Here is a 25,415-nt window from a genome sequence, read left to right as displayed (position 1 = left end):
TCGTTCTTAGTAATGAGTGTTGCGGTCGCGATGGTTTAACCAGGGATGAAAGCAGCTTCAACAACAATGATTTAGAGCTCTTCTAGACTCATTGCTACAAAGTCGCACTTCATCCTTGAACCCACCCGGCTACACCTAATGTTGCAACCAAGTAGAAATGTCGCGTGTTCTGCAAAGTAGAAATGTCATCCTGACAGGCGCCGAGGCGCGTCGCCGGGCAGGGCGGAGACCTTACTATCGCAGCCCGGAGCGGCGGCGTTTGATGGAGCGCCAGAGGCCCGTTCAGCGGCTTGTCGCTCGACCATCTGATCGACCCAGCCCTTTCGTCCGGGCGGTTTGCGTCCACGTTTTTGATAGCCGATAACCTCGCTGTTGGTCTTCACTCTTGGCGGCGGCAGCTGATCCTGCCGTTCCCTGATGAAGGCCAGCACATCGTTCAACCGCTTGCTTTCGGTAATGGCCGCATGGGTCACGCGCTGCTCCTTGTCGAAGATCGTGTGGGGCAGGGTCATTCCTTTCCAGCGGACGTCGAAACGGCCGTCGGCAAAGGCATAGACGTCGACATATTTGCCGACGAGCCCACGGCTGACCCCATTCGCCTCCAGGATCACCCGCTGCCGCTCGTAGGAAAAAGCCAGTTGCCGCCCGACATAACGCTGTTCACGTTTGCACAGCACATCGCGCAGCCGGTGAACGTCGATGTTCAGGGGACGATGCAGATCGTCGGCTCGGGCAGGTGATGTGGCAAATCTGGCATTGTAACGCTCGGTAAAACCGTCAAGAAACCGGTTGCCGGCCGCCATGTCCGAGATCCCCGCCAGCCGCAGCTCCTTGACCAAACGATCCTGCAGCGTGCGGTTCGCCCGTTCGACCCGGCCTTTGGCCTGGCTCGAATTGGCGCAGAGAATCTCGATGCTGAGTTCAGACAGCGCCCGGCCGAATTGCGTCATGCCCTGACCACCCTCTGGATCTTTCTTCGCCACCCGGAACACCGAATGCTTGTCGGAATAAAACGCAACAGGCCGGCCATGACGGGTCAAATACTGTTCGAGTGCATCGAAATAGCTGAACGCGCTTTCCGAGGCGACGAACAGCAGTTGCTGCAGGCGGCTGGTGGCATCGTCGATGAACACCAGCAGCGTGCACGGCGGACCGCGGTCCTCGAACCAGCGATGCTCGCTGCCGTCGATCTGGATCAGCTCGCCATAACACTCGCGCCGCAGCCGCGGCGGATGGAACTGCAGACGACGCTTCTTGCGTGATGACCAGATGCCGGCGTCCGTCATCCACTGGCGCAGCGTCTCGCGCGAAACCGTAAATCCGTGCTCAGCCAGCTTCTCGGCGGCCAGCGTCGGGCCAAAGTCCGCGTAGCGTTCGCGCACCAGCTGCAGCGCCAGTTCACGCACGCCGTCATGGATGCGGTTGTTCGACCGGCGGCCACGGCTGCGATGACGCAGCGCAGGCGCACCTTCGACACAGAATGTCCGAACGATCCTTTGCACCTGGCGAACACTCAGCGACAGCACAATCGCCGCCGAGGCAAGTGTGCGGCGACGCTCAACAACTTCCGACAAAACTTCAATGCGATGCAGCTCGCGCTCGCTCATTAAAATCCATCCCAAAATCTGCTTCCCGAATCTCGTTGCGATGAACGAGAAGGTGACACAGCGACATTTCTACTTTGCAGAAACAGGACATTTTAACTTTGCGCTTACAGGGTTCTATTTCAAATGCTCACATAAGATAGCTTATGGAACTCGTGGAAATATGTATCGAAGACTTGTTCTCAGCTGAGAACAAGCTACCAGCTGAGCACAACCTTACCTGAGCTGCCGGAGCGCATTGCATCGAAGCCGGTTTGAAAATCGTCAATTGACAACCGATGCGTGATGACTGGTGTCAGGTCCAATCCGCCTTGGACAAATGCAATCATCTTGTACCAGGTTTCAAACATTTCACGCCCGTAAATTCCTTTAAGATTGAGCATCTTGAAGATCACTTTGTTCCAGTCAATCTCAAAACCGGTTGGCGCTATGCCGAGAATGGCGATCTTGCCACCATTGTTCATTTTATCGATCATGTCGCGGAACGCAGGCGCCGCGCCGGACATTTCAAGACCAACGTCAAAGCCTTCCGTCATGCCAATTTCCCGCATTACGTCTGCAAGGTTTTGCTTCGATGCATCAACGACATAATCAATGCCAAGCTTGCTGGCGAGTGCCAGCCGTGCAGGGTTGATATCCGTAATGACAACTTTGCGGGCACCAGAGCGCTTGGCGACGAGTGCGCCCATAATTCCTATCGGACCGGCACCTGTTACGAGCACGTCTTCGCCGACAAGATCAAAGCTCAAGGCCGTATGTACGGCGTTGCCGAAAGGATCAAAGATGGCGGCAATTTCATCAGGCACATCATCGGGGATCGGCACAACATTGTCTTCGGGAATACAAACATACTCGCCAAAAGAGCCCGGGCGATGGACGCCGACGCCAAGTGTATTACGGCACAGATGACCACGTCCAGCGCGGCAGTTGCGGCAGACGCCACAAACAATATGCCCTTCGCCAGATACGCGCTGCCCAACCATATACTTTGTTACTGCGGAGCCAATTTCTGCAATCTCGCCGCAGAATTCGTGACCTACCACCATAGGAACCGGAATGGTTGCCTGAGCCCATTGATCCCAATTGTAAATATGCACGTCGGTGCCGCAAATGGCAGACTTCTTGACCTTGATCAGGACATCATTGGGTCCCGGCTCTGGCACAGGCACCCGCTCCATCCAGATACCAGGCTCGGCTTTGGCCTTCACCAGTGCTTTCATCATGTTGGACATGGTTATTTTGCTCCAATGACGCCGAGTTCTCGACCGACTTCTGCAAACACTTCTATAACGCGCGCGACGTCTTCGGTTGTATGGACCGCAGACATTTGTGTTCGGATACGAGCCTGTCCTTTCGGGACAACCGGGAATGCAAAGCTGACAACATATACTCCTTTTTCCAGCATGCGCGCGGCCATTTCCTGTGCCAATGTGGCCTCACCGAGCATGACGGGAATGATTGCATGGTCTGCACCAGCCAGCGTGAAGCCAAGCTTGCTCATATCGCGCCGGAAATGTTCGGAGTTTGCCTTGAGGCGGGCTCGCAGATCACTGCCTTGTTCGATCAGATCAAAAACCTTTAACGAGGCCGCCGCAATAACGGGCGCAAGTGTGTTGGAAAAGAGATATGGGCGGGAGCGCTGACGCAGCCAATCGATCACTTCTCTTTTGCCGGATGTATAACCACCGGATGCGCCGCCGAGAGCTTTTCCGAGAGTGCCAGTGATAATATCGACACGACCTTCGACACCACAGTGTTCAGCCGAGCCACGGCCATTATTGCCGACAAATCCGACAGCATGACTATCGTCAACCATGACCATTGCGCCGTACTTTTCAGCAAGGTCGCAGACACCCTGCAGATTGGCGATAATGCCATCCATAGAGAAGACGCCATCTGTGGCTATCATCTTGAAGCGGCTGCCTTCTGCTTTCTTCAGTTCTTCTTCAAGTGCGGCCATGTCATTATTGGCGTAACGGAAGCGCTTGGCTTTTGATAAACGAACGCCGTCGATAATCGAGGCATGATTGAGGGCATCGGAAATGATCGCATCATCCTCACCCAGCAACGTTTCAAACAAGCCGCCATTGGCGTCGAAACAGCTAGAGTACAGAATAGTATCTTCCAGTCCGAGGAAACTTGAGATGCGGGCTTCAAGTTGCTTGTGTTCTTCCTGCGTCCCGCAGATAAATCGTACGGAAGCCATGCCATAGCCATAACGGTCCAATGCCGCTTTACCCGCTTCAGCCAATTCATCATTATTGGCCAATCCGAGATAGTTGTTCGCGCAGAAGTTGAGTACCTTTGCCCCAGACGCCACCTCTATCTGGCCCGCCTGTTTGGAGGTTATAACGCGTTCTGACTTGTATAGTCCGGACGTCTTAAGTCCTTCGAGTTCGGCGATAAGGTGATCGATAAATGGCTTGGTCATGACGGATCCTGCTCTGGCCTGATGCAGTCAGTGTCATCTCACGATCAGACGAATGTCTCAAGCCCTCCGATGAAAGCCGCTAAAAACCGCACGAGAACGAACAGTTCTGTTTATCTGTCAGCAATAATTCTTATAAAACGCTGCCATACTCGGCAATTTTCAGAATTTTCTATGCAACCTGCACGACATGTCCCGCAGAAACTTCGGTGTATTGCCGCAACGGAACCACAAAATCCGGTGTCCTAACAGGGCTTTTAATCTCATCATTGGAGACTGGTCGTTTGACCCCTCTCCGCGAAGGATCCGGAACTGGAACTGCGGATATGAGCTTCTTCGTATAGGGATGTTGCGGATTTTCGAAGATTGCTGCGCGTGGTCCAATCTCGACTATTTCGCCAAGATACATCACAGCAATACGGTGACTGACTCTCTCCACAACGGCTATGTCGTGCGAGATAAACAGGTAAGCAAGATTGAGGCTTGCCTGCAGATCCAGCAGAAGATTGATCACCTGCGCCTTGATGGATACGTCCAATGCAGAAACAGACTCATCCGCCACGATGATCTTCGGATCGAGTGCAAGGGCTCGCGCAATGCAGACCCGTTGCCGCTGGCCTCCAGAGAATTCATGCGGATAACGACCGGCCATATCCGCAGTGAGCCCTACCCGCTCCAAAAGATCGGCAACTCGGTCTTTTGCTTGCGCGCGCGTTCCCAGCCTATGTTCAAGATATGGCTCCGCAATGGCTGAACCGACAGTCATGCGGGGATTAAGGCTGGCGAATGGATCCTGGAATATCATCTGCATGGTGCGCCGCATATCACGCAGTTGCTTTGGCTCCATTGTCAGAACGTCTTTGCCGTTGAGCAACACCTCGCCCGATTGCGGTTGTACGAGCCGCATGATTGAACGGCCGGTTGTCGATTTGCCGCAGCCAGACTCTCCTACCAAAGACAATGTTTCTCCGGGTTGTAAGCTGAAAGAAAGGTTCTCTACAGCATGCACCCTACCCTCCAATTGGCCGAACATGCCGGAGTGAATGTTAAACCGTGTTGTAAGATTGCGGACTTCCAGCAGCGGTGGTTTTCCACTTTGAACCGTGTCTGCTGCCTCCACTGGTATATCTGATGTACCCGTTTTTCGATCTACAACTGGAAAACGTAGAGGGCGGCTTCGCCCCTTCATAGAACCAAGGATTGGTACGGCCGACAGTAGCGAGCGCGTGTAGGGGTGTTGCGGCTTGACAAAGATGTCTTCTGTGGGGCCTGTTTCAACAGCTTCGCCATTGTACATGACAACAGTTCGATCTGCGATTTCAGCAACAACACCCATGTCATGCGTAATGAAAAGGACGGAAGCCCCCTCCTCATCCTGCAAAAGCTTTATTAGGTCGAGGATTTGGCCCTGGATTGTAACATCAAGTGCCGTCGTTGGTTCATCTGCAATCAATAGCTTTGGTTTGCTGGCCAGCGCCATGGCAATCATGACTCGTTGCCGCATGCCGCCAGAGAAACGATGTGGATATTCGTCGAAACGTGACTTTGCTGCGGGAATGCGAACTTTTTCCAATAACCGGATCGTCTCGGCGCGTGCATCAGCCCGCGAGATATCGTGATGGCACAGCAAGGCCTCACTAATCTGTTGACCGATGGTGAAGAGCGGATTGAGACTGGTCATTGGCTCCTGAAAGATCATTGCAACGTCATTCCCACGTACCGAGCGCATTTGGCTTTCAGGCAAACTCAGGATGTCTTTGCCGTCGAGGAGTATCGTGCCTTCGATGCGGCTCTTGTCTTTTTGAAGAAGGCGCATGATCGACAATGATGTAACGCTCTTGCCGGAACCGGACTCGCCAACAATGGCGACAGTTTCGCCGGGAGCAACGTCGAACGACACGTTGCGTACTACAGGCCGCCATTGGCCGTCAGCCAGAAAGGATGTTGTCAGATTAGACACCGACAACACAGGGGAAACAGGTTTTTCCATAAGTTCTATCCTTTCAAGCCGTATCGTATGATTAGTCGGGCCAGCGCATCAAAGCATCAATGCGGGCCTGATAACGATCTTCGTAGGGTGAGGAGATGATTTGATTTGAGGCACTGGCCTTGGCGAGTTCCTCCTTCAAACGACTTGCCACGATTGTTTCTTCGCCGGGATGCAGATTGCATGGGTCCAAATAAAAGTACCCATGCTCTGCCTCATGATCGCGCACGATGACAGGGCGTGATCCGGAAGCGAGCGCATCAGCAAGATCCCAAGCTGCGATATGGGTTTCCTGCGGGTTGATCGTCACCCGAAGACGGTCAAGAGGATTATGCGTCGGATCGGCTTCAATCTCGGCAGTAACGCCCGGCTTGTCACTCAAGGTCTGTTTCCAGAGATTTAAGTAGCCGGTTTCCCGCTCGCGAATACCGGCGTGATCACGCTTTTCCCAAGCCTCAAGTGCGGCGATAGTACCAAGAATGCTTTCCTTGCCGATTTTCATACCGCGGCCAATGCCACGATTTTGCAGAAAGGCATCGCGGACAAGCTGCTTTTTACCGGCGACAATGCCGGCCGTTGGACCACCAAGGAACTTGTGTGATGAATAGAGCACGATGTCGGCGCCATGCTCCAGAAATATTTTGAGATCATATTCAGAGGCAGCGTCTACGATGACAGGTACGCCGCGCGCATGGCAAACCTCGGCAAACTGCTTCAAGGCAATCAGGCCATATTGCACTGTATGGTGTGACACGACAAAAACAGCTGCGGCAGTGCGTTCGTTAATCGCACCATCGAGATGATAGGGATAGCAGGATGTTGCCTGACCGATAAGGACAGCTTTGGCCCCAGCCAAGCGAATGCCCTGATCGACCGGCGCACCATAACTGACCACATGGCCAGTTTGAATAATAACTTCGTCTTTGAGGCCGGTGGCATCGGGAAGACGTTCAATTGCGGCCAAATCATTTCCCGTCATGGCTGCGGCTACAGCAAGAGTAATGCCTGCGGAACAGGACGCTGTAACAAAGCCAGCCTCCCCTCCCGTAAGACGTGCAATTACCGGGCTGGCAATCTTATGCAGGTCGTTGATTTCTACGAATTCCGGCAGTATGGCAGTCATCGCGGCAACTGCTTCAGGAACAACGATTGAAGCGCCAAGCGCGGTCATCGTTCCAGAAACGTTGATTACCGGCCGCAGCCCTCGCGATGCGCGAATATCAGTCATGCTATTCTCCTTGCAGTGCATTCCATTTGCTTGGCATGTATGCCGTTATAATGTAATAAAGATTTTGATAGACCGGATAGACTCAGCAGGAGCCATGACGTGAACGCCAAAATATCAGACATCGATCCACCTGGCGGTTACGAGAAAGCCGGTTCGGCAAAACGTTCGCGTGTAAGCGGTATGGACCGAGCGCTGCAAGTACTCGACTATCTCTATGAGACGGGTTCGCCGGTTGGTATTTACGCCATTGCAAAAGCGATCGGTGCGCCGCTCTCTACTGTCTATGTGATAATCGACGATCTGGTCGAAAAGAACATGCTTTCGCGCAACAGCGATAGCACTGTATGGCTTGGGGCTCGCCTTTACCATTATGGCCTTGCTTATGCCCGCTCTCTGGATTTTCTCAACGTGGCTAACCACGAGATGCACAGCCTGAGCCGCGTTTCCGGAGAGACTGTTCAGGTATGTGGCCGCGATGGCGACCACATGATGGTGCTTGCAATGGCTGATGGCCCGGGACATTTTCAGGTAACCTCGCGCGTGGGCACTCGTGTCCCTCTCAACTGGACGGCATCGGGCCGGTTGCTGGTCGGCCATCTTCCTGAAAAAGAGCGACTGGACCTGTTTGAGCATTGTGCCAAGTCCTCGCCGACCGGGCGCGCTGTCATTGATCCGGCGGCCTTGTCGATTGCGGCGGGTGAAGCTTTGAAATCTCGCATATCCATTCAGGCCGGTGAATCGGATTATGCGGTTGCGTGCATTGCCTCGCCGATCTGCGATGAAAAGGGTGCTTGCATAGCAACGATCTCCATTGTTCTTGCTGAGCAGAAGATTGCCGATAACCCGGATCGCTATTCTGCCGAGGTCAAAGCTTCGGCGGAACGTATTGAAACAATCATGGGTTGGCGCAGCCATTCTTGAATCCTAATCCTTCAAGGCGATAATGGCCTCGATCTCCACAGTAATGTTACCTGGAAGAGAACCGAAGCCGACAGCTGAGCGAGCGTGATTGCCGGCTTCACCAAAGACATCGATCAACAAATCGGAACAGCCATTGATGACGAGTGGATGGTCGCCAAAATCGGGCACAGCATTCACCATTCCTAGCAGTTTCACCACCCGCTTAACCTTGTTCAAATCGCCCAGCGCCGATTGCATCACAGCGAGAAGATTGATTGCTGTGAGCCGTGCATGCTTGTAGGCATCATCAACAGAAACATTGCCGCCCACCTTGCCGGTGTGCATGAAGCCATCGTTTTCGCGGGGTCCCTGCCCCGACAAATAGAGCAAATTGCCTTCCTGTATATGCGTTACAAAGTTTGCAATGGGACTTGGCGCCGGCGGCAATGTAATGCCGAGCGCCTTCAGCCGGTCGTAAGGCGATGTTTCAGCTTGTATCGCTGTACTGGTGCTATGGCTCAAGATGAGATCCTAACGGTATGAATAAGGTGCGATGGCGCCGGATTTTTCCGGCGCTACTGGCTGATAGCGACTTGCAGCAATTGTCTCAGCACCAAGAACAACCATACGTGGTTCGAACAGCTTGCTGAGTTTGGCCTCGTAACCCATCGAGTCGATGACCTGAAGGTCTGAATCAGCAAGGTCAAAGATCGTGAAGTCAGCTCGTTTGCCGACGGAGAGAAGGTCTTCTGTCGGTAGGCCAATGGCGGACGCTGGCGAAAGGGTAACAGCCTCGACCACCTTGTCGAAAGGCATCCCCACGCTCAGGAGTTTGGACATGGTTGTGCCGAGATCCCAGACTGAGAAGTTAAGGCTGCGGAGGTGGATATCTGTCGAGATGGAAAACGGCAAAAGCCCACGTTGGATGGCTACTTCCGCGACGCGGAAAGAGAAGGATGCGCCACCATGGCCGATGTCAAGACGTATCCCCTCGCCAGCGCAACGCTCCGCCAGTTCAAACAGATCGTCGTCTTCGATAATGCTGCTTCCGACCTTGCCATTAAAGCAATGGGTGATGATATCGCCCGGGCCCAGTATCTCCAGAACTTCCTCATACAAAGCCGGAGGTTCGCCGACGTGAACCATCATCGGAATCTTGAGAATCTTGGCAATCTTCTTGCCGAGTTTCACTGGAGTAACTCCCCAAGAGCCAGTAATGACGTGGCTTGCCCGGACTTTTAGTCCCACAATGTGGTCGCGGTTTTCGTTCACACAGGCTACGGTCCGGTCGATATCAATGGATCGAATATCGCTCAGTTCACTAACGCGGTTGCAAGCCACGAGGCCGATAGAGCCAAGATTGAGAAATGCCTTGATGCGTTCTTTCGCGGGATCAATGATATACTCGCGAAACCCATGGAAATTAGCCTCACCCGCCGAACCGGCATCTACAATAGTTGTAACACCGCGCTCTACTCCGCATACTTGCGGGCGAACGGAAATATCAGTTCCGCCATGCCAGACATGCGCGTGCAGATCGACCCATCCGGGGGAAATCCACGATCCTTTGGCGTCAACACGTTGCACATCCCCTGCGACATTCAAGGAAGGACCGAACTCAGTGATGTTACCGCTGGCATCAATCAGAATGTCGATTTTCGTGGACGGAGTATTGGGGCCGAATGCTACCGGATTTACGTTCGTCAGCAGCAAGCGCCCTTTCTTGGGAGAAGAAGCAGCGGTTGCGGAAGTGGCAGGCATGATCAGAGATCCTTTCTGAGGCGGGGGTCTAGAAGGTCGCGGAAGCCATCGCCAACCATCTGCAGGGAAAGAACGGCAAGCACGATTGCGATGCCGGGAAACAATGTCATCCAGTCCGCGGTGCCAATGTACTGGCGTCCCGATGCGATCATCGTCCCCCAGGTTGGAACTTCAGGGCTCACACCAAGACCAAGGAATGAGAGCCCGGCTTCGGCCAGCATTGCATTCGCAAAAAGGAAGGTCCCCTGGACAAGTATTGGAGACAGGAGGTTACGCAGGATGTGCCTCGTCATGATGTGCCATTTGGAGATGCCTAGCGATGTGGCAGCTTCCACGTAAGGTAGTTCGCGGATGACAAGGGTGGATGCGCGCACCACGCGCGCCAATCTCGGTGCGTAAACAATGCTGAGCGCTACAATAACCGTAGTCAGAGATGGGCCAAGTGCCGCAACGAGGGCAATGGCAAGCAGGATATCCGGAAATGCCATCATGGCATCGATCAAACGCGTTATTGGTGCGTCAAGTCTTTGAAAGAATCCGGCAAGGATACCCAGGGTGACACCAATCACCGATGCGAGGATCACAACGGCAAAACCAACCAGCAGCGATAGTCTTGCCGAAAAGATCGTACGGGAAAAGACATCACGGCCAAATTCATCGGTGCCGAAAAACCATTTTGCGTCTGGTGGTTTTAGCCTGTTGACGATTGAAAGCTTGTTGGGCGCGTATGGCGTAATCAGTGGCGCAAAAACCGCAAGCGTCACAAAAATCGCGAGGACAATCAGGCCGAAAAGCACAGTCTTACGCTTAATCAGCACCTTGAAGAATTTTGAGCGCTCGCTCTGAGGTGTTGTTGATACGATCTCGGTCATCAGTAACGCACTCTCGGATCAACGACGAGGTAAAGCATGTCGATAGCAAAGTTGATGAGCACGTAGAGTGCGGCGATGATGAGCAATGCGCCTTGGATAACAGGATAGTCGCGACGCAAAACGGCCGATACGACAAGGCTGCCGACACCAGGAAGCCCGAAGACTGTCTCCGTAACCACAGCACCCGAAATGAGAACTGCAGCAGTCAGGCCAATGACTGTAAGGATGGGAATGAGCGCGTTTTTGAAAGCATGCTTTAGTACAACCCGGCGCTCGTCAACACCCTTGGCGCGCGCAGTCCGGATATAATCATCGCCAAGAACGTCAAGCATGGATGCTCTTGTGAACCGCATAATCAAAGCAGAAGAGACAATGCCGAGAGCAAAGGCCGGCAATACGAGATAACCAAGGCGCTCTATGAGGGATGTGCCGGGGCCGCCATAGCCTGAGACAGGAAAAAGCCCGTACCGCACAGCAAAAATCTGCATCAGTATCAAGCCAAGCCAGAAGCTTGGAATGCTTGCTGCAAGCATGGCTATTGCAGTTGCAGCCTGATCGAACACTGAACCACGACGGTAGGCCGCGTAAATTCCAATTGGAATAGCGATGACACTGGCGATCAATAGCGAGAAGATTGTCAGGAAGAATGTAGGTTCAGCACGTTGAGCGAGGGCTTGCAACACAGGCTGATTCAGAAAGATCGACTGCCCAAGGTCACCCTTCAAAAGATTGCCGATGAAGTAGAGATATTGGAGTGGGATGGATTGATCGAGACCCAACTGTTGTCGCAAGGTCGCGACGTCTGCAGCCGTAGCTTCAGGCCCAAGCATAACAGCTGCGGGATCACCGGGCGTCACGCGGACGATGACGAACACGATCGTCACCACGAGAAACATCACGATGATCATGCCGATAAAGCGTTGAATTATATAACGAAGCATCTGGCGTCCTGCTGCAAGGGCAGTTCTTGAGGAGTTGCGGAGCTGGCTCACTCCGCAACCGGTTTGAAAGTCTTATTGCTTAAGCGAGACATTCCAGAAATAAGGCCATGGAGCCGGTGTGAAGCCTTCAAGCTTCGGAGACTTTGCCGAAAGTGCATTGAAATCACCAATCTTGATGATAGGCACTTCGGCATAAATTACCTTTTGCACCTCTGCCCATAGCGCTACGCGCTTTGCAGGATCGACTTCAGAGTTGAAGGCGTCGACCGCAACCTTGCGTGCCGGAGTATCCCAATTACCCGGAGCGCTGGTCGACATAGAGCCGATTAGTGCTGGTTCCGGCAGGAACGGGCTGTGACTGATATAAATGTCCCATAGCTTCGGGTCTGCCCGTCTTTGCGTAAGAGTGGCCCAGTCTACGACCTGCATATCAACCGTGAAGCCTGCAGCCTTCAGATATTCGGCGGCTACTTGTGCCATTTTGTAATGGAATTCGTATTGGCGACTGGTGAGAATGCGAATTGGCTCACCATTATATCCAGCCTTCTTCATCAGTTCTGCGGCCTTTTCCGGATCGGCGACATTATATGCGCCTTCCGTTCCAGCGTCGGTTTTCCAGCTATAGCCATCGGGATAAAGCGAAGCGTCCAGAGAATAGAAATCAGTACTCCCAAATGCCGCTGCCAACATGTCTTCCATGCTTAGAGAGTCGCGGATTGCCAGACGGATATCCTGATTTTTGGTGATACCGGCGCTGGTATTCATAACGAAGACGGGCCAGCCAAAAGGCTTCAACAGAACAGCCTCGGTTGTCTTTTGGTCTTTCAAACGGCCATAGGCCTCTACGGGCAGGCTGTCGACATAATCAAACTGACCCGCTACCGCACCTTCGACACGTGTATTGGCATCAGGTACAGGCACGAAGCGTATCTCGTCCAGATATTGGTGACGTGCGCCGCCATATCCCGTCTCCTCGCCTTCTGGTGATTTGTATTCATCGAAGCGCGAGAGCTGGATATATTGATCCGCTTTCCGTTCCTTAAGCTTGTAAGGCCCAGTGCCGACAGGCTCAGTCATCGGGTTTTGCTGCTTTTCGCTTGGGAGGATGATTGCAGCTGCGTTGTTGAACGCCAACAGAGAAAGCAAGGGGGCGTGCGGTGCATTGAGCGTGATCGTCACGGTTGCCGGATCGACAGCCTCAATCGAAGTGATCAAAGATGCAACCTGCTTGCCGCGGGAGGCGATCTCCGTCCAGCGTTTCAAAGAGGCGACTACGTCGGTCGCATCCATGTCCGAACCGTCGTGGAATTTGATGCCAGTGCGTAGCTTGATTGTGTAGATTTTGCCGTCCGATGATACTTCAGGCAGGCTAGCCGCAAGCAAAGGCGTCACGTTCCAGCTTTTGTCGAACGTATAAAGCGTTTCAAAAATGTGCTGTGAAACGATGCCAACCAGATCGGCAGTTGATGCCATAGCATCCAGTGTTGGCGGCTCGCCAATTGTAGCGACATTGATCACGCCGCCCTTGTTCTGGGCAAAAGCAGTTGGGTTCAACGCAATCAGGGCTGAACCGAGAAGCAAAGCAAGTTTTAGTGTTTTCATAGTCGTTCCCTTTGTTATTCTATTATTATGGATTATAATTCCTTATAGTAGAATAAGAACAAATGTGTGATCGACTGTCAATTCAAAAAATAAGGGCAGCGCTTGGAAGGCGCTGCCCTTGGTCTTCTGCAAAGCGGTAATGGATTAGATTATCCCGCCACCTCCCGCAGCACTTGCAGGACGTTCTTTCCCGATTTTTTGCCGGTACTGGCTATTACGATAAGTGGCGATTGGGTCAATTGAACCACCAGCCCGAATGCGCGCCTCAGCTAGAATGGGCTCTACATCGGTCCTGTAAGCCTGCTTCAAAGTGTTTGAAGCCATGAGCGCATCATTCTCGTCCTGATATGCTGCAAGTAACTTGCGATCAACGAGTAAAGCCTGCGCATAGGCGCGGCGGATTTCATTAGCGCTTGAGATTAAACTCTCTATCGGATCGGTGACGTTATGTGACTGATCGATCATATGTGCCGGATGGAAATCCTGCACGCCGCGGTCCTCTGCATCAGCCAGTTCATTAAAGACAAGAAACAGGCGATATGGATCTACCGAACCTGCATCGAGGTCGTCATCTCCATACTTGGAATCATTGAAATGGAACCCGCCAAGCTTCTTGAACTGAATGAGCCGTGAAACGATCATCTCGATATTGGTGTTCGGTGCATGATGCCCGAGATCAACAAGGCAAAATGCTTTCGGGCCCAAAGTTTGCGCAATGAGATAATTGGTACCCCAGTCCTGCACCACGGTAGAATAGAAAGCAGGCTCATACATTTTATGTTCGGAAAATATGCGCCAATCATCAGGAAGCGATTTATACACCTGAGCCATTGAATCGAGATAACGTTCGAAGGATTTGGCAAAGTTACTCTGACCGGGGAAATTTGAGCCATCTCCTATCCAAACGGTCAGTGCCTTGGACCCGATGGAGGCTCCGATTTCAATACATTCAATATTATGCTCGATAGCCTGCTTACGTGTAGCCTGATCTACATGGCTGAGCGAACCATGCTTATAGGAATATTTTTGATCCGGAGCATCGGAGAACGTGTTGGAGTTCATAGCGTCAAAGCCGAGACCAAGCGCCTCGGCATGAGCCCTTAGTTGCTTCGGATCAGCCTTGTCCCAAGGGATATGCAGTGAAACATTTGGCGTCGTTCGTGTCAGTTGTTGTATTACGGCACAATCATCAAGCTTGTCGAAAATGCCTCGAGGTTCGCCAATGCCCGGGAAGCGCGCGAACCGTGTACCACCGGTACCCACTCCCCATGATGGCACGGCAACGAAGAACTCCGCGACCTTTCTGGTAATGGAATCGATGTCGATTCCGCGACGGTCAAGATGGGCTCCAAGTGCTTCATAGTCGCTCTTGTGTGCGGTCAGCAGTCTATTGTTTTCGCTTGCTATCAACTCGCTGGAAATACGTAGCTCAACCATGATGTGTCCTTCCCAAATCGGCTAGCGGGTAAAGCTCTGTGCATTACCTGCATCGACATTGATGATATTGCCTGTCGACTTGGCTGACGCGTCCGAAGCAAGGAAATAAATTGCTTCGGCAATGTCCTCTGGAAATACATTCAGTTTCAGCATTGATCGTTTGCGATAGTGCTCCTCAAGCTCATCAACCTGTAGATTTGACGAAGCTGCACGCTGTTCCCGCCATTCACCATTCCAGATTTTCGAACCACGCAATACTGCATCGGGATTGACAGTATTGACTCGAATCCCCGCGTCCGCTCCTTCCAGTGCCAGACAACGTGCAAGGTGGATTTCAGCAGCCTTGGCAGCACAATAAGCGCTCGCATTCGGTGATGCCGCAAGGCCATTCTTGGAGGCAACAAACACGACGTTACCGCCAATCTTCTGTCGCCGGAACAGTCTGAATGCTTCCCGCGAAACAAGAAAATAGCCCGTTGCGAGAATGTCTATATTCCGCGTCCACATGGAGAGTTCTGTTGTCTCAATGGGAGCCGATGAAGCAATGCCGGCATTCGAGACGAGAATGTCGATCCCTCCGAATTCGGCCGATGCATCAGCGTAGCTGGCAATGACACCGACCTCGTCGGTCACATTCAGCCGCACGCTGCGCACTGAATCTGGTGTGTAGCGTTTAGCAAAATCATCGTAGGTGGATTTGAGTGCTTCCGCGTCAATGTCGGCGAGCACAACGCATGCGCCTTCTCCGAGCAACCGTTCTGCGGTCGCGCGACCAATGCCACCGGCGCCACCGGTAACGAATGCCACTCGTCCAGCCAGTGATTTTGGCTTGGGCATGCGTTGCAGTTTGGCCTCTTCAAGCAGCCAATACTCAATGTCAAAAGCCTCTTGTTCCGGAAGTCCCTGATATTCCGATACCGACGAGGCACCACGCATCACATTGATTGCATTGACGTAGAATTCGGCGGCGATGCGTGCCGTGGCTTTGTCCTTGGCGAATGAAAGCATGCCGACGCGCGGGATGAGAAAAATCACCGGGTTTGGATCGCGCATTGCCGGTGAATTGTCGTGCTTACAATCATTGTAGTAGCGCGCATAATCCACACGATAAGCCTCCAGCGCGTGATCAAGTGTGTCCGCTACTGCGTCGGCATCTGGTTTCGACGGGTCGAAATCAAGGACAAGTGGCCGGATTTTCGTGCGCAGGAAATGATCAGGGCAACTGGTGCCAAGCGCCGCCAGCGGCCTCAGATCATTCGAATTGACAAATTCAAGTACGGCTGGCTGATCGTCGAAATGTCCAAGCTTACGCTCGGCAACGCCAATTTTCCCTCGAATTTCAGGCATCAGCTTTGCTGCTATGGCGCGGCGCTCGGCAGCATCAAGGCTTTTCGCCGCCGCCCCACCAAAAGCAGTCTTTCCTGCGGTCTGTTGATCGAACCAGCCAATCGCTTTATTGATGATTTCCAACGTTAGCTCATAGCAATCCTTGGCATCATCCGCCCAAGTGAAAAGGCCGTGACTTTCCAACACCACGCCTTTGGAACTTGGATGAGCGTTGACATAGGCGCCAAGGTCGAGGCCCAGCTGGAATCCCGGCCGCCGCCATGGCAGCCAGCCAATATCATCACCGAATATTTGCTTCGTCAGTTCTCGGGAATTCTTTGATGCCGCAATTGCTATAATGGCGTCAGGATGCATGTGATCGACGTGCTTGAACGGCACGAAGCCATGAAGTGGCGTATCAATGGATGCAGCGCGGCTATTCAAGTTAAAGGTACAATGTGGAAGGAAACCCACCATACGGTCTTCATCCTCGACGCCCGTGTAGATAGACTTCAGAGAATTAAGCTTTTCCATGTACAACGTGGCAAAACCGTCAAGTTTGATGGTTCCTACGTCGCCGCCGGAGCCTTTGACCCACAACACTTCAACAGGCTGACCTGTTAGCGGATCAGTTTCAGATACTTTCGCCGACGTATTGCCACCACCATAGTTGGTGATGCGTTTATCGGCACCCAGCAGGTTGGAGCGGTAAAGCAGTTTTCCGGGTTCATCCAGGCTGGCTGCTTTTTTATCGTCCCAACGATTATCCAGAAGCTGGATCGTATCTGCCATGGTGGCCTCCCGTATATTCAGTAACGGCCTTCTAAGGCCTTTTGCTGCCGTAGCTATGCGGCAGGTTAAGCTTTCCTGTCAATCATTAACAGTCATATTCAATCATAAAGTTCCATTGTGCAATGCAATATGAAACTATTTGATTGAAGTTGATTGACACAAGGATGAAACTTGCGCAATAGATTGCAACAGGAGGGAATCCTTATATGCACGAGCGTGAGCGTCACCGTATCATTCTGAGCGCTGTTCAGGAAAAGCCGGTCATCACTATTCAGGACATTGCGGAACTGACGGAAGCGTCGGAAGCGACAATCCGTCGTGACATTGCATCACTGCATGTTCAGGGCAAGTTGAGACGGGTACGCGGTGGTGCTGAAGCCGTTCACCCGGCCCAATTGGCGCCACTTGCCGGTCGGCACTTCCATGTTTCGGAATCCGAGAACGCTGACAAGAAGCGCGCTATTGCGCGCGAAGCCGTTGCGCTTTGCGAAGAAGGTGATGCCATCATCATAAATGGCGGAACGACAACGTTTCAGATGGTGCATTTTCTCGCATTGCGTCGCCTTCAGGTTATGACAAATTCATTCGCAATTGCCGAGCATCTGGTGAAGAACTCCAAGAGTTCGGTAACCGTTCCCGGTGGGGCGATCTACCGGGAACAAAGCATCATTCTCTCGCCATTTGATAACGACGTGACCCGCAACTTTTATGGCAAGCGTATGTTTATGGGATCGCAGGGGGTGGGGCCATTCGGCGTCATGGAGTCGGATGCATTGATCATCCAAGGCGAACAGAAGCTGATCAATCAGGCTGACGAGCTTGTCCTGCTGGTGGACTCAACCAAATTTGCGCGACGGTCCAGCCTTATCCTATGTCCGCTTAGCCGGGTTTCGACGATCATTACTGATGATGGGGTATCAGACGCGGACCGGAGCATGGTGGAGGCGGCGGGAGTTCAGCTCATCGTTGCGAAGGTGCAGGAAAAATCAAGAAGTTCTGCGTCAGTCGCCTAACGACTGAAGCGGTGATCAGAATACAGTTTTTAATCTCTGGGAGGATGGAACAATGAAGCTACTGAAGAAAATCGCACTGGGATCGGCGCTCGTCGTTGCCATGTTTGCATCACATGCTCAGGCTGCCGATACGATCAAAATCGGTCTTGTGGCGAAATCTCTGGGCAACGGTTTCTTCGAAGCCGCCAATAAGGGTGCGCAGGAAGCCGCAAAGGAACTGGGCGGTGTCGAGGTTATTTATACCGGTCCTACCTCTACTACTGCTGAGGGCCAGATAGAGGTAATAAATTCGCTGATTGCACAGAACGTCAACGCGATTGCTATTTCCGCCAATGACCCGGATGCCGTTGTTCCTGCTCTGAAGAAAGCTATGGCACGCGGGATCAAGGTTATTTCCTGGGATTCCGCAGTGGGTAAGGAAGGCCGCATTGTCCACTTAAATCCCTCCTCCAATGAGTTGATTGGCAAGATGTGCCTGCAGTTGGCGGCAGATCATTTGAAAGATGGCAAGGGCGACTTCGCAATTCTATCCGCTACAACGACGTCGACCAACCAGAATACCTGGATCGAAGAGATGAAGAAGCAATTGCCAAATTTTGCAGGCCTCAATCTCGTAACGACAGTTTATGGCGACGATCTTGCCGACAAGAGCTATCGTGAGGCGCAAGGCCTCTTGACGTCTCAGCCCAATGTGAAGGTGATAGTCGCCCCTACGACAGTTGGCGTACTGGCAGCCTCGCAGGCTGTTGCCGATGCCAAGAAGATAGGCGAAGTTTACGTGACTGGTCTCGGTTTGCCTTCCGAAATGGCAGGTGCGATCAAATCCGGAGCAACCAAGGAATTTGCGATCTGGAACCCAATCGACCTGGGTTATTCCGCAACGCAGATAGCCTACCGTCTCGTAAAAGAAGAAACAGATGGCGCTCCCGGCAGCGAAATCGAAGCTGGTCGCATGGGCAAGATCAAGATCGGTGAAAATGGCGAGGCAGCGATGGCTGATCCGTTCATCTACGATGCAAAGAATATAGACGAGTTTTCCAAGATTTTCTGAGTAAGACTCCATCTACCCAGCCCGGCAGCCATTCTGCCGGGCAATTTTTCACCGGAAAAATTAATGAACCAAGCTGTTGCGTTAAAGCCATCGCCTGAGATGCCTCTTCTTGAAATGCGGGGTATCTCCAAGTCATTTCCTGGCGTTAAAGCTCTCAACGACGTGAATATTGCTCTATATCCGGGCAAGGTCACTGCCCTGATAGGCGAGAATGGTGCTGGTAAATCTACGCTCGTTAAAATACTCACAGGTATCTACTCTTGCGACGAGGGTGAAGTTCTCGTCGATGGTACGCCGGTCATATTCGCCAATGCACAAAACGCGATAGACGCTGGTGTAACCGCCATCCATCAGGAAACAGTGCTTTTCGATGAATTGTCGGTCGCTGAGAATATCTTCTTAGGTCATGCTCCGAAAACACGATTAGGGCTGGTCAACTGGAAGGCCGTCAATGCGCGGGCGCTTGCTCTGCTGCACTCATTGGAAAGCAATATCGATCCGCGTGTCCGTCTCAAAGACTTGTCGATTGCCCAGCGCCATCTCGTTGCTATTGCCCGGGCGCTCTCTGTCGACGCGCGTATTGTCATCATGGACGAGCCAACGGCCGCTCTGTCACGCAAGGAAGTTGATGATCTGTTCCAGATCGTCAAGCGGTTGAAGGCGCAGGGAAAGGCTATCCTTTTCATTAGTCACAAATTTGACGAGGTCTATGAGATCGCCGACCACTATGCGGTGTTTCGTGACGGCAAGGCTGTAGGCAGCGGTGAACTCGCTGAGGTCAAACAGGACGAAATCGTCAAGCTTATGGTTGGACGCTCTGTCGAACACGCTTTCCCCAAGGTGGATATTATATTGGGAGTAACGGTTTTTGCCGTTGAAAACTATACGCACCCCACCGAATTCAGAGGCATATCATTTGAACTGAGAAAGGGCGAGATTCTCGGCGTTTATGGCCTTGTAGGCGCTGGTCGCTCCGAACTTTGCCAGTCGTTGTTCGGGATAACCAAGCCATCGAGCGGTAAGCTGAAACTGGATGGGAAAGAAGTATTCATCCGCTCGCCCGGCGAAGCAATCAATGCTGGCATTGTCTATGTTCCGGAAGAAAGGGGACGTCATGGTGCGGTACTGCAACTGCCAATCTACCAGAACATCTCTCTCCCCTCTTTGCTGCGCACGTCCCGCTCCGGGTTTCTGCGTTCCGCAGAAGAATTTGCCTTGGCTCGCAAATATGCGGAACGCTTTGATCTACGTGCTGCGGCGCTTTCGGTTCCGGTTGGAACATTGTCCGGGGGAAATCAACAGAAAGTTGTCATAGGCAAATGGTTGGCGACACAACCTAAGATACTTATCCTCGATGAGCCGACAAAGGGCATTGATATAGGATCAAAAGCGGCAGTTCATGCCTTTATCAGTGAGTTGGCTGGGGAAGGCCTCAGTATCATCATGGTCTCCTCTGAATTGCCCGAAATCATGGGCATGTCAGATCGTGTGCTTGTTATGCGCGAAGGTCTTTCCGCAGGTATTTATGAGCGCGAAACTCTAAGTGCGGAAACGCTGGTTCGGGCGGCAACCGGCAATGTGAGCATGTGATGATCAAACTAATCTTTAGATACCGGGAAATGCTGCTGGTAATTATCATCGCAATCCTTCTCACGGCCTTTTCGACGCGAGCCCCGGGATTTGCAAAGCCGGGTAATCTCGCAAACATTTTCAATGACAGCTCCATCCTGATCATTTTGGCGTTGGGTCAGATGACGGTTATCCTGACGAAATCCATTGATTTGTCAGTCGCAGCGAATGTTGCCTTTACGGGCATGGCTGTGGGTATGTTGAACGCGACCTATCCAGATCTGCCCTTGGTACTTATTATCTTGGTCGCACTTGGTATTGGCGCCCTGCTGGGGGCGTTGAATGGACTGTTTGTCTGGAAGTTAAACATCCCATCCATTGTCGTCACACTCGGTACTTTGACCATTTTTCGCGGCATGGCATTTGTGCTGTCTGGTGGAGCTTGGGTCAATGCTCATCAGATGACCACGCCCTTTCTGCAAACGCCACGCCAATTGTTTCTAGGCCTCCCAATACTTGGCTGGATTGCCATTGTCATTGTTGCGCTCATGTATCTAGTGATGTCGCGCACATTCCTGGGGCGGGCCATTTATGCTTCTGGCGGAAATCCCACGGCCGCGGTTTATGCCGGTATCGATGTAGGACGGACACGCTTCTTCGCTTTTGTAATTTCCGGCACACTCGCTGGCTTGTGCGGTTATCTGTGGGTTTCGCGTTATGCGGTTGCCTACGTGGATATTGCTGCAGGCTTCGAACTTGACAGTGTTGCAGCCTGCGTAATTGGCGGGATCTCAACACTCGGCGGTATAGGCTCCGTTGCGGGTGCGGTGCTGGGTGCATTATTTCTTGGCGTCATCAAGAATGCTTTGCCGGTTATCAATATTTCGCCCTTCTCGCAGATGGCAATTTCCGGAGCTGTTATTATTGCGGCGGTTATTTTCAACGCACGACAAGAACGCCGGCGCGGGCGGATCATCCTGCGGGATCGCGGCGCATCGGAACAGATCGAGGTAGTGGTATGAGCGCTGTATCAGAAAAGCGGCACATTCCAGATCAACTAGGCACATCCACTTCGCGCCTGTTTGCAAGCTGGGAAGCACTCCTCCTCTGCGTTGCTGTCCTGATCTTTATTGCCAACAGCCTCGCATCGCCTTACTTCCTCAATGCCTGGAACTTATCGGACGCAACATTCAATTTCACAGAAAAAGCGTTGATAGCATTTGCTATGGCACTTTTGATTATCGCCGGTGAAATAGACCTGTCTGTTGCTGCGATTATTGCGCTTGCATCAACTGCCATGGGAGCTGCCGCTCAAGTGGGCATCGGTACATTTGGCATCGTCGCGATCGGCATAGGTGTTGGTCTTGGATGCGGTTTAATCAATGGCTTTCTTGTTGCGGGCCTGCGCCTTCCTTCGATCGTTGTTACGATTGGTACGATGAGTCTGTTCCGGGGCATTGCCTACATTGTTCTCGGCGACAAAGCGTATGGTGGCTATCCTGCGTCCTTTGCCTATTTCGGTCAGGGTTACGTTTTCTGGGTAATCTCATTTGAGCTTGTACTGTTTGCAGGATTGGCGATCGTCTTCGCAATCCTGCTGCATGCAACAAATTTTGGCCGTCGCATCTATGCAATTGGCAATAATGAATTTGCTGCACGTTTTTCCGGCATTCGTGTTGAACGCATCAAGTTCATATTGTTCCTGCTTACCGGTCTGATGTCGGGTATTGCTGCTGTTTGCCTGACGTCCCGTCTAGGCTCCACCCGTCCCTCCATTGCCCAAGGCTGGGAGCTTGAAGTCGTGACTATGGTTGTGCTTGGTGGTGTTTCGATACTTGGTGGATCAGGTCGTATTGGCGGCGTGGTTATTGCGGCCTTTGTAATGGGATTGGTTACATTCGGCCTCGGCTTGCTGAATGTGCCGGGCATAGTCATGTCAATTTTCATTGGGCTTCTGTTGATAACAACGATCACTTTGCCGATCATCATCCGTCAGTTCAGGCATAGAAGCACAGCATGATTGCCACTGAAAAATATGCGTTCACTATGACGCTTAATCCCGGCATGGAGACAGAATACCAGCGTCGCCACAATGAAATATGGCCTGAACTAGTGACCTTGCTCTGTGGTGCAGGTATCAGTGATTACTCAATCCATCTTGATCGCTCGAGCAATACTTTGTTTGGTGTTTTAAGCCGCCGTGCAAACCATGGAATGCAAGCGCTTCCGGAACATCCCGTCATGAAAAAATGGTGGGCCTATATGGCAGATATCATGGTAACCAATCCGGACAATTCGCCTGTGCAAACCGAACTCGCCTGCCTGTTCAAACTGCCATGAGACATGTAGCAGTTCTGGACATAGGCAAGACGAATGCCAAGGTAGTCGTAGTCGATGCGGCCACCGGTATGGAAATTGCCGCGCGTAATACGCCAAATCGGGTGCTGTCGGAAGGCATTTATCCCCATTACGACGTAGATGCAATCTGGGAATTTTGTATCGAGGCATTAAGGAAATTCGCTTCTTCACCCGGCTTTGACGCGATCTCTGTTACTGCGCATGGGGCCGCGGCAGTCTTGATAGGCGAGCAAGGGTTGGCGCTGCCTGCAATCGACTATGAATACATCTATCCGGATGATGTGCGTGCAGCTTATACCGCAATACGTCCGGATTTTGCCGAAACATTCTCACCATTGCAGTCAGGTGGTTTGAACGTGGGAGCGCAAATCCATTATCAGAAAACGCAATTTCCGGCTGAATTTGCCAAGGTCAAAACAATCCTGACCTACGCGCAGTATTGGGTATGGCGGCTGACCGGAATCGCCAGAAATGAAGTTACATCTCTCGGCTGTCATACTGACTTGTGGAACCCTCAAACAGGTGACTATTCCAGTCTTGTCGATAGGCTTGAACTGCGGCCTTTGCTTGCTCCGATAGCTTCGGCATTTGACAAGATCGCTGATCTGCAGCCCGTTCTGGCTGACCAGATCGGCGTTGGAAAAGCAATTCCAGTCTTTTGTGGCATCCACGATTCCAATGCTTCCCTCCTCCCGCATTTGATGGCCCGGACGGTTCCCTTTTCGGTGATCTCTACCGGCACATGGGTAGTGTCCTTTGCTGTTGGTGGCTCGCTTGATCAGCTGGATTCGGCGCGCGATACGCTTGCCAATGTCGATGCTTATGGCAAGGCAGTGCCATCTGCGCGGTTCATGGGAGGACGAGAATTTGATCAACTGACCCTAGGCAGTGTTCTGGAGCCGGATGCCGAAACGCTTTCCCGGATTATTGCCGATCAGATCATGATCCTCCCAAGTGTCGCTCAGGGTTCGGGTCCTTTCCCGGATCGCAAGCCGAACTGGATCAATGGCGAGCTGAAACTTCTGTCGGAACGTTATGCAGCAGCGTGTCTTTATGCAGCCATGATGACAGCAACGAGTCTTCAATTGATTGGCGCTTCCGGTTCGACGATCGTCGAAGGCCCGTTCTCGCGCAACCCGATATATCTTTCTGCTTTGCGGTCCCTGACATCGCGCGAGGTTATCGCAACCTCTGGCTCAACAGGTACCAGCCTTGGCGCTGCATTGCTTGCAGGTGCAACGCTTCCCACCGAGTCCAGCGGCGAAGCGATAATGCCCCTCGCCCCAAATTTCGATCTTTATGCGCAGCGGTGGCGGGACAGTATTATCTGATCCGAAGCGCTTGCCGTAGCAGAAGAGATGTGCTCATGCAAAGCACCGCAGCAAAAGCTGAAATTGTGACGACAGATGACCATCCGAAGGCTTGAATAAAACTACCCACAACGATAGGTCCGATCACCTGACCGAGATTGCTACCCTGCATGATCAAGCCGATGGTGAATGGCGTTAGACGAGGTTTCGATGAAAGCACCGGAGCCGTCGCTATTAGCGTGGCCGGGATTAGCCCACCGGCAGCAGAAAAAAGCATGCAGAGCAACAAGACGATTGGATTGGGCAAAATCGGCAGCAATATACCAAAGCTGCATAATCCCATGACGAGAGTTGCAGCGGCTACGAGGACCCAGCGTTGCGCTCCTTTTCCGATAAGCATTCCTGCTGCAAGGTTGCCCAGAATGTTCATTGCCGTTGCTATAGCACTTAGCGTTCCCGCGGCTTGAAGAGAGACATTCATCCGCTCGGTTAGCAACACTGGCAAAAAGCTGAAAATGGTGAAGAACTGCAGGCTGTAAAGAGCAAAGGTGATCGCCAGAATGATCGGGCCGCTTGACCCGAATGTCGCTCTTGTATTCGAGCGCAGTTCTTTCCAGGAAAATGGCGAACCTCTTCTGGACGATGGCAGCACAATCATGGAAATCGCAAAGGCTATAGCTGCCACTATTGAGCTGGCCCACCAAACAGCCTGCCAACTGGAGAAAAGCGGGCCGCACAGCATGGAAAGTGCGATCCCCGCTGGCATAAAACAGCTCCACAGTCCGAATGCCATTGGCCGGGTTTTTTCGGGAGCAAGTCGCGTGATGAGAGCGGGACCAGCGACAATCACCAAAGTGAAACCGATGCCTTCGAGAACACGTGTCGCAAGAAGTAATTCGAAACTCGTTGAAACTGCGCCGGAGGCTGCCGCCAATGCGATGGCAAAAAGGCCCCACAACAACATTCGGCGGTCGCCCCAAGCTGTTACAAAAGCTCCAGCAGGAATACCGCCGAACATTCCCAAGAGTGCAAAAATTGAAATTAGCCAACCAACAGAAGGCAAATCAATACCTAGAGAGCTTTTCAACAGAGGGGCAGCAATGGAAGGCTTGATCACCTGCATGGCGGCAATAATACCGGCAGCAACGATGATGAAGACATGCACCCAGTTTTGCCGCGCGGCGGCTCGCTTTTCCATAAATATCTCTTTGAACAATTCTCACTTGCTCAAAGAAT

General features: G+C 52.3%; 21 protein-coding genes. 8 read left to right on the top strand and 13 right to left on the bottom strand.

Going from position 1 to position 25,415, the window contains the following annotated elements:
• Positions 1 to 185: 185 nt before the first annotated feature.
• The 5 genes from ABKW30_RS09210 to ABKW30_RS09190 all read right to left on the bottom strand — a co-directional run bounded on the left by ABKW30_RS09210 (position 186) and on the right by ABKW30_RS09190 (position 7,247).
• Entirely contained in the window at positions 186 to 1,622 is a 1,437-nt protein-coding gene (locus ABKW30_RS09210) for an ISNCY family transposase (RefSeq protein ID WP_348598248.1), read from the bottom strand.
• A gap of 179 nt (positions 1,623 to 1,801) precedes the next feature.
• Positions 1,802 to 2,836, bottom strand: a complete 1,035-nt coding sequence (gene tdh, locus ABKW30_RS09205) for an L-threonine 3-dehydrogenase (RefSeq protein WP_348598546.1) — start codon at positions 2,834 to 2,836, stop codon at positions 1,802 to 1,804.
• Positions 2,837 to 2,838: 2 nt separating this feature from the next.
• Positions 2,839 to 4,035 (bottom strand): glycine C-acetyltransferase, encoded by a 1,197-nt coding sequence (locus ABKW30_RS09200; protein WP_348598544.1) that lies wholly within the window; start codon positions 4,033 to 4,035, stop codon positions 2,839 to 2,841.
• A 169-nt stretch (positions 4,036 to 4,204) separates the two neighbouring features.
• Positions 4,205 to 6,022 (bottom strand): ABC transporter ATP-binding protein, encoded by a 1,818-nt coding sequence (locus ABKW30_RS09195; protein ID WP_348598542.1) that lies wholly within the window; start codon positions 6,020 to 6,022, stop codon positions 4,205 to 4,207.
• Between the two features lie 31 nt (positions 6,023 to 6,053).
• Complete coding sequence (locus ABKW30_RS09190) at positions 6,054 to 7,247, bottom strand: aminotransferase class V-fold PLP-dependent enzyme (protein ID WP_348598540.1); 1,194 nt, start codon at positions 7,245 to 7,247, stop codon at positions 6,054 to 6,056.
• Positions 7,248 to 7,346: 99 nt separating this feature from the next.
• On the opposite strand from ABKW30_RS09190, the gene ABKW30_RS09185 reads away from it, so the two are divergent.
• Complete coding sequence (locus ABKW30_RS09185) at positions 7,347 to 8,168, top strand: IclR family transcriptional regulator (protein WP_348598539.1); 822 nt, start codon at positions 7,347 to 7,349, stop codon at positions 8,166 to 8,168.
• Positions 8,169 to 8,171: 3 nt separating this feature from the next.
• Here ABKW30_RS09185 and ABKW30_RS09180 read toward each other — a convergent pair whose 3' ends face one another.
• The 7 genes from ABKW30_RS09180 to ABKW30_RS09150 all read right to left on the bottom strand — a co-directional run bounded on the left by ABKW30_RS09180 (position 8,172) and on the right by ABKW30_RS09150 (position 16,878).
• A complete protein-coding gene (locus ABKW30_RS09180; RefSeq protein ID WP_348598537.1) occupies positions 8,172 to 8,669 on the bottom strand; it encodes a RidA family protein in 498 nt (165 codons plus the stop codon).
• 9 nt (positions 8,670 to 8,678) lie between these two features.
• On the bottom strand, positions 8,679 to 9,908 hold the full coding sequence (locus ABKW30_RS09175) for an amidohydrolase/deacetylase family metallohydrolase (RefSeq protein WP_348598535.1): 1,230 nt from the start codon (positions 9,906 to 9,908) through the stop codon (positions 8,679 to 8,681).
• A gap of 2 nt (positions 9,909 to 9,910) precedes the next feature.
• Positions 9,911 to 10,780, bottom strand: a complete 870-nt coding sequence (locus ABKW30_RS09170; RefSeq protein ID WP_348598533.1) for an ABC transporter permease — start codon at positions 10,778 to 10,780, stop codon at positions 9,911 to 9,913.
• On the bottom strand, positions 10,780 to 11,721 hold the full coding sequence (locus ABKW30_RS09165; protein ID WP_348598531.1) for an ABC transporter permease: 942 nt from the start codon (positions 11,719 to 11,721) through the stop codon (positions 10,780 to 10,782). The genes ABKW30_RS09170 and ABKW30_RS09165 overlap by 1 nt, the downstream gene beginning before the upstream one ends.
• Before the next feature lie 72 nt (positions 11,722 to 11,793).
• Positions 11,794 to 13,323 (bottom strand): ABC transporter substrate-binding protein, encoded by a 1,530-nt coding sequence (locus tag ABKW30_RS09160; RefSeq protein WP_348598529.1) that lies wholly within the window; start codon positions 13,321 to 13,323, stop codon positions 11,794 to 11,796.
• A 144-nt stretch (positions 13,324 to 13,467) separates the two neighbouring features.
• Positions 13,468 to 14,760 carry an L-rhamnose catabolism isomerase gene (rhaI, locus tag ABKW30_RS09155; RefSeq protein ID WP_348598527.1) on the bottom strand — a complete coding sequence of 431 codons (1,293 nt, stop codon included), beginning with the start codon at positions 14,758 to 14,760 and terminating at the stop codon, positions 13,468 to 13,470.
• A gap of 21 nt (positions 14,761 to 14,781) precedes the next feature.
• Positions 14,782 to 16,878 (bottom strand): bifunctional rhamnulose-1-phosphate aldolase/short-chain dehydrogenase, encoded by a 2,097-nt coding sequence (locus ABKW30_RS09150; RefSeq protein WP_348598525.1) that lies wholly within the window; start codon positions 16,876 to 16,878, stop codon positions 14,782 to 14,784.
• Positions 16,879 to 17,084: 206 nt separating this feature from the next.
• Between ABKW30_RS09150 and ABKW30_RS09145 the strand changes: the two genes are divergently transcribed.
• The 7 genes from ABKW30_RS09145 (at position 17,085) to ABKW30_RS09115 (ending at position 24,200) form a co-directional block, all read left to right on the top strand.
• Positions 17,085 to 17,891 carry a DeoR/GlpR family DNA-binding transcription regulator gene (locus tag ABKW30_RS09145; protein ID WP_348598524.1) on the top strand — a complete coding sequence of 269 codons (807 nt, stop codon included), beginning with the start codon at positions 17,085 to 17,087 and terminating at the stop codon, positions 17,889 to 17,891.
• Positions 17,892 to 17,943: 52 nt separating this feature from the next.
• Positions 17,944 to 18,942 (top strand): rhamnose ABC transporter substrate-binding protein, encoded by a 999-nt coding sequence (gene rhaS, locus ABKW30_RS09140; RefSeq protein ID WP_348598522.1) that lies wholly within the window; start codon positions 17,944 to 17,946, stop codon positions 18,940 to 18,942.
• A gap of 63 nt (positions 18,943 to 19,005) precedes the next feature.
• Positions 19,006 to 20,532 carry a sugar ABC transporter ATP-binding protein gene (locus ABKW30_RS09135; RefSeq protein ID WP_348598520.1) on the top strand — a complete coding sequence of 509 codons (1,527 nt, stop codon included), beginning with the start codon at positions 19,006 to 19,008 and terminating at the stop codon, positions 20,530 to 20,532.
• A gap of 2 nt (positions 20,533 to 20,534) precedes the next feature.
• Positions 20,535 to 21,533: an ABC transporter permease gene (locus ABKW30_RS09130; RefSeq protein WP_348598995.1), complete on the top strand. Its 999-nt coding sequence runs from the start codon at positions 20,535 to 20,537 to the stop codon at positions 21,531 to 21,533.
• The gene (locus ABKW30_RS09125; RefSeq protein ID WP_348598519.1) at positions 21,530 to 22,531 is read left to right on the top strand and encodes an ABC transporter permease; all 1,002 of its coding nucleotides are present in this window, start codon (positions 21,530 to 21,532) and stop codon (positions 22,529 to 22,531) included. The genes ABKW30_RS09130 and ABKW30_RS09125 overlap by 4 nt, the downstream gene beginning before the upstream one ends.
• Positions 22,531 to 22,851, top strand: a complete 321-nt coding sequence (rhaM, locus tag ABKW30_RS09120; RefSeq protein WP_348598994.1) for an L-rhamnose mutarotase — start codon at positions 22,531 to 22,533, stop codon at positions 22,849 to 22,851. The genes ABKW30_RS09125 and rhaM overlap by 1 nt, the downstream gene beginning before the upstream one ends.
• Positions 22,848 to 24,200, top strand: a complete 1,353-nt coding sequence (locus ABKW30_RS09115) for an FGGY-family carbohydrate kinase (protein WP_348598517.1) — start codon at positions 22,848 to 22,850, stop codon at positions 24,198 to 24,200. Before rhaM ends, ABKW30_RS09115 begins: the two co-directional genes overlap by 4 nt.
• Here ABKW30_RS09115 and ABKW30_RS09110 read toward each other — a convergent pair.
• Positions 24,193 to 25,377 (bottom strand): MFS transporter, encoded by a 1,185-nt coding sequence (locus ABKW30_RS09110; protein ID WP_348598515.1) that lies wholly within the window; start codon positions 25,375 to 25,377, stop codon positions 24,193 to 24,195. The two genes, ABKW30_RS09115 and ABKW30_RS09110, sit on opposite strands and share 8 nt — an antisense overlap.
• Between the last annotated feature and the right edge of the window lie 38 nt (positions 25,378 to 25,415).

Origin of the sequence: Phyllobacterium sp. SB3 (assembly GCF_040009165.1) — a bacterium.
In the GTDB taxonomy this organism is placed as follows: Bacteria; Pseudomonadota; Alphaproteobacteria; order Rhizobiales; family Rhizobiaceae; genus Phyllobacterium.
Note: the sequence above shows the minus strand (reverse complement) of the source record. Positions and strands in the feature narration are given on the sequence as shown.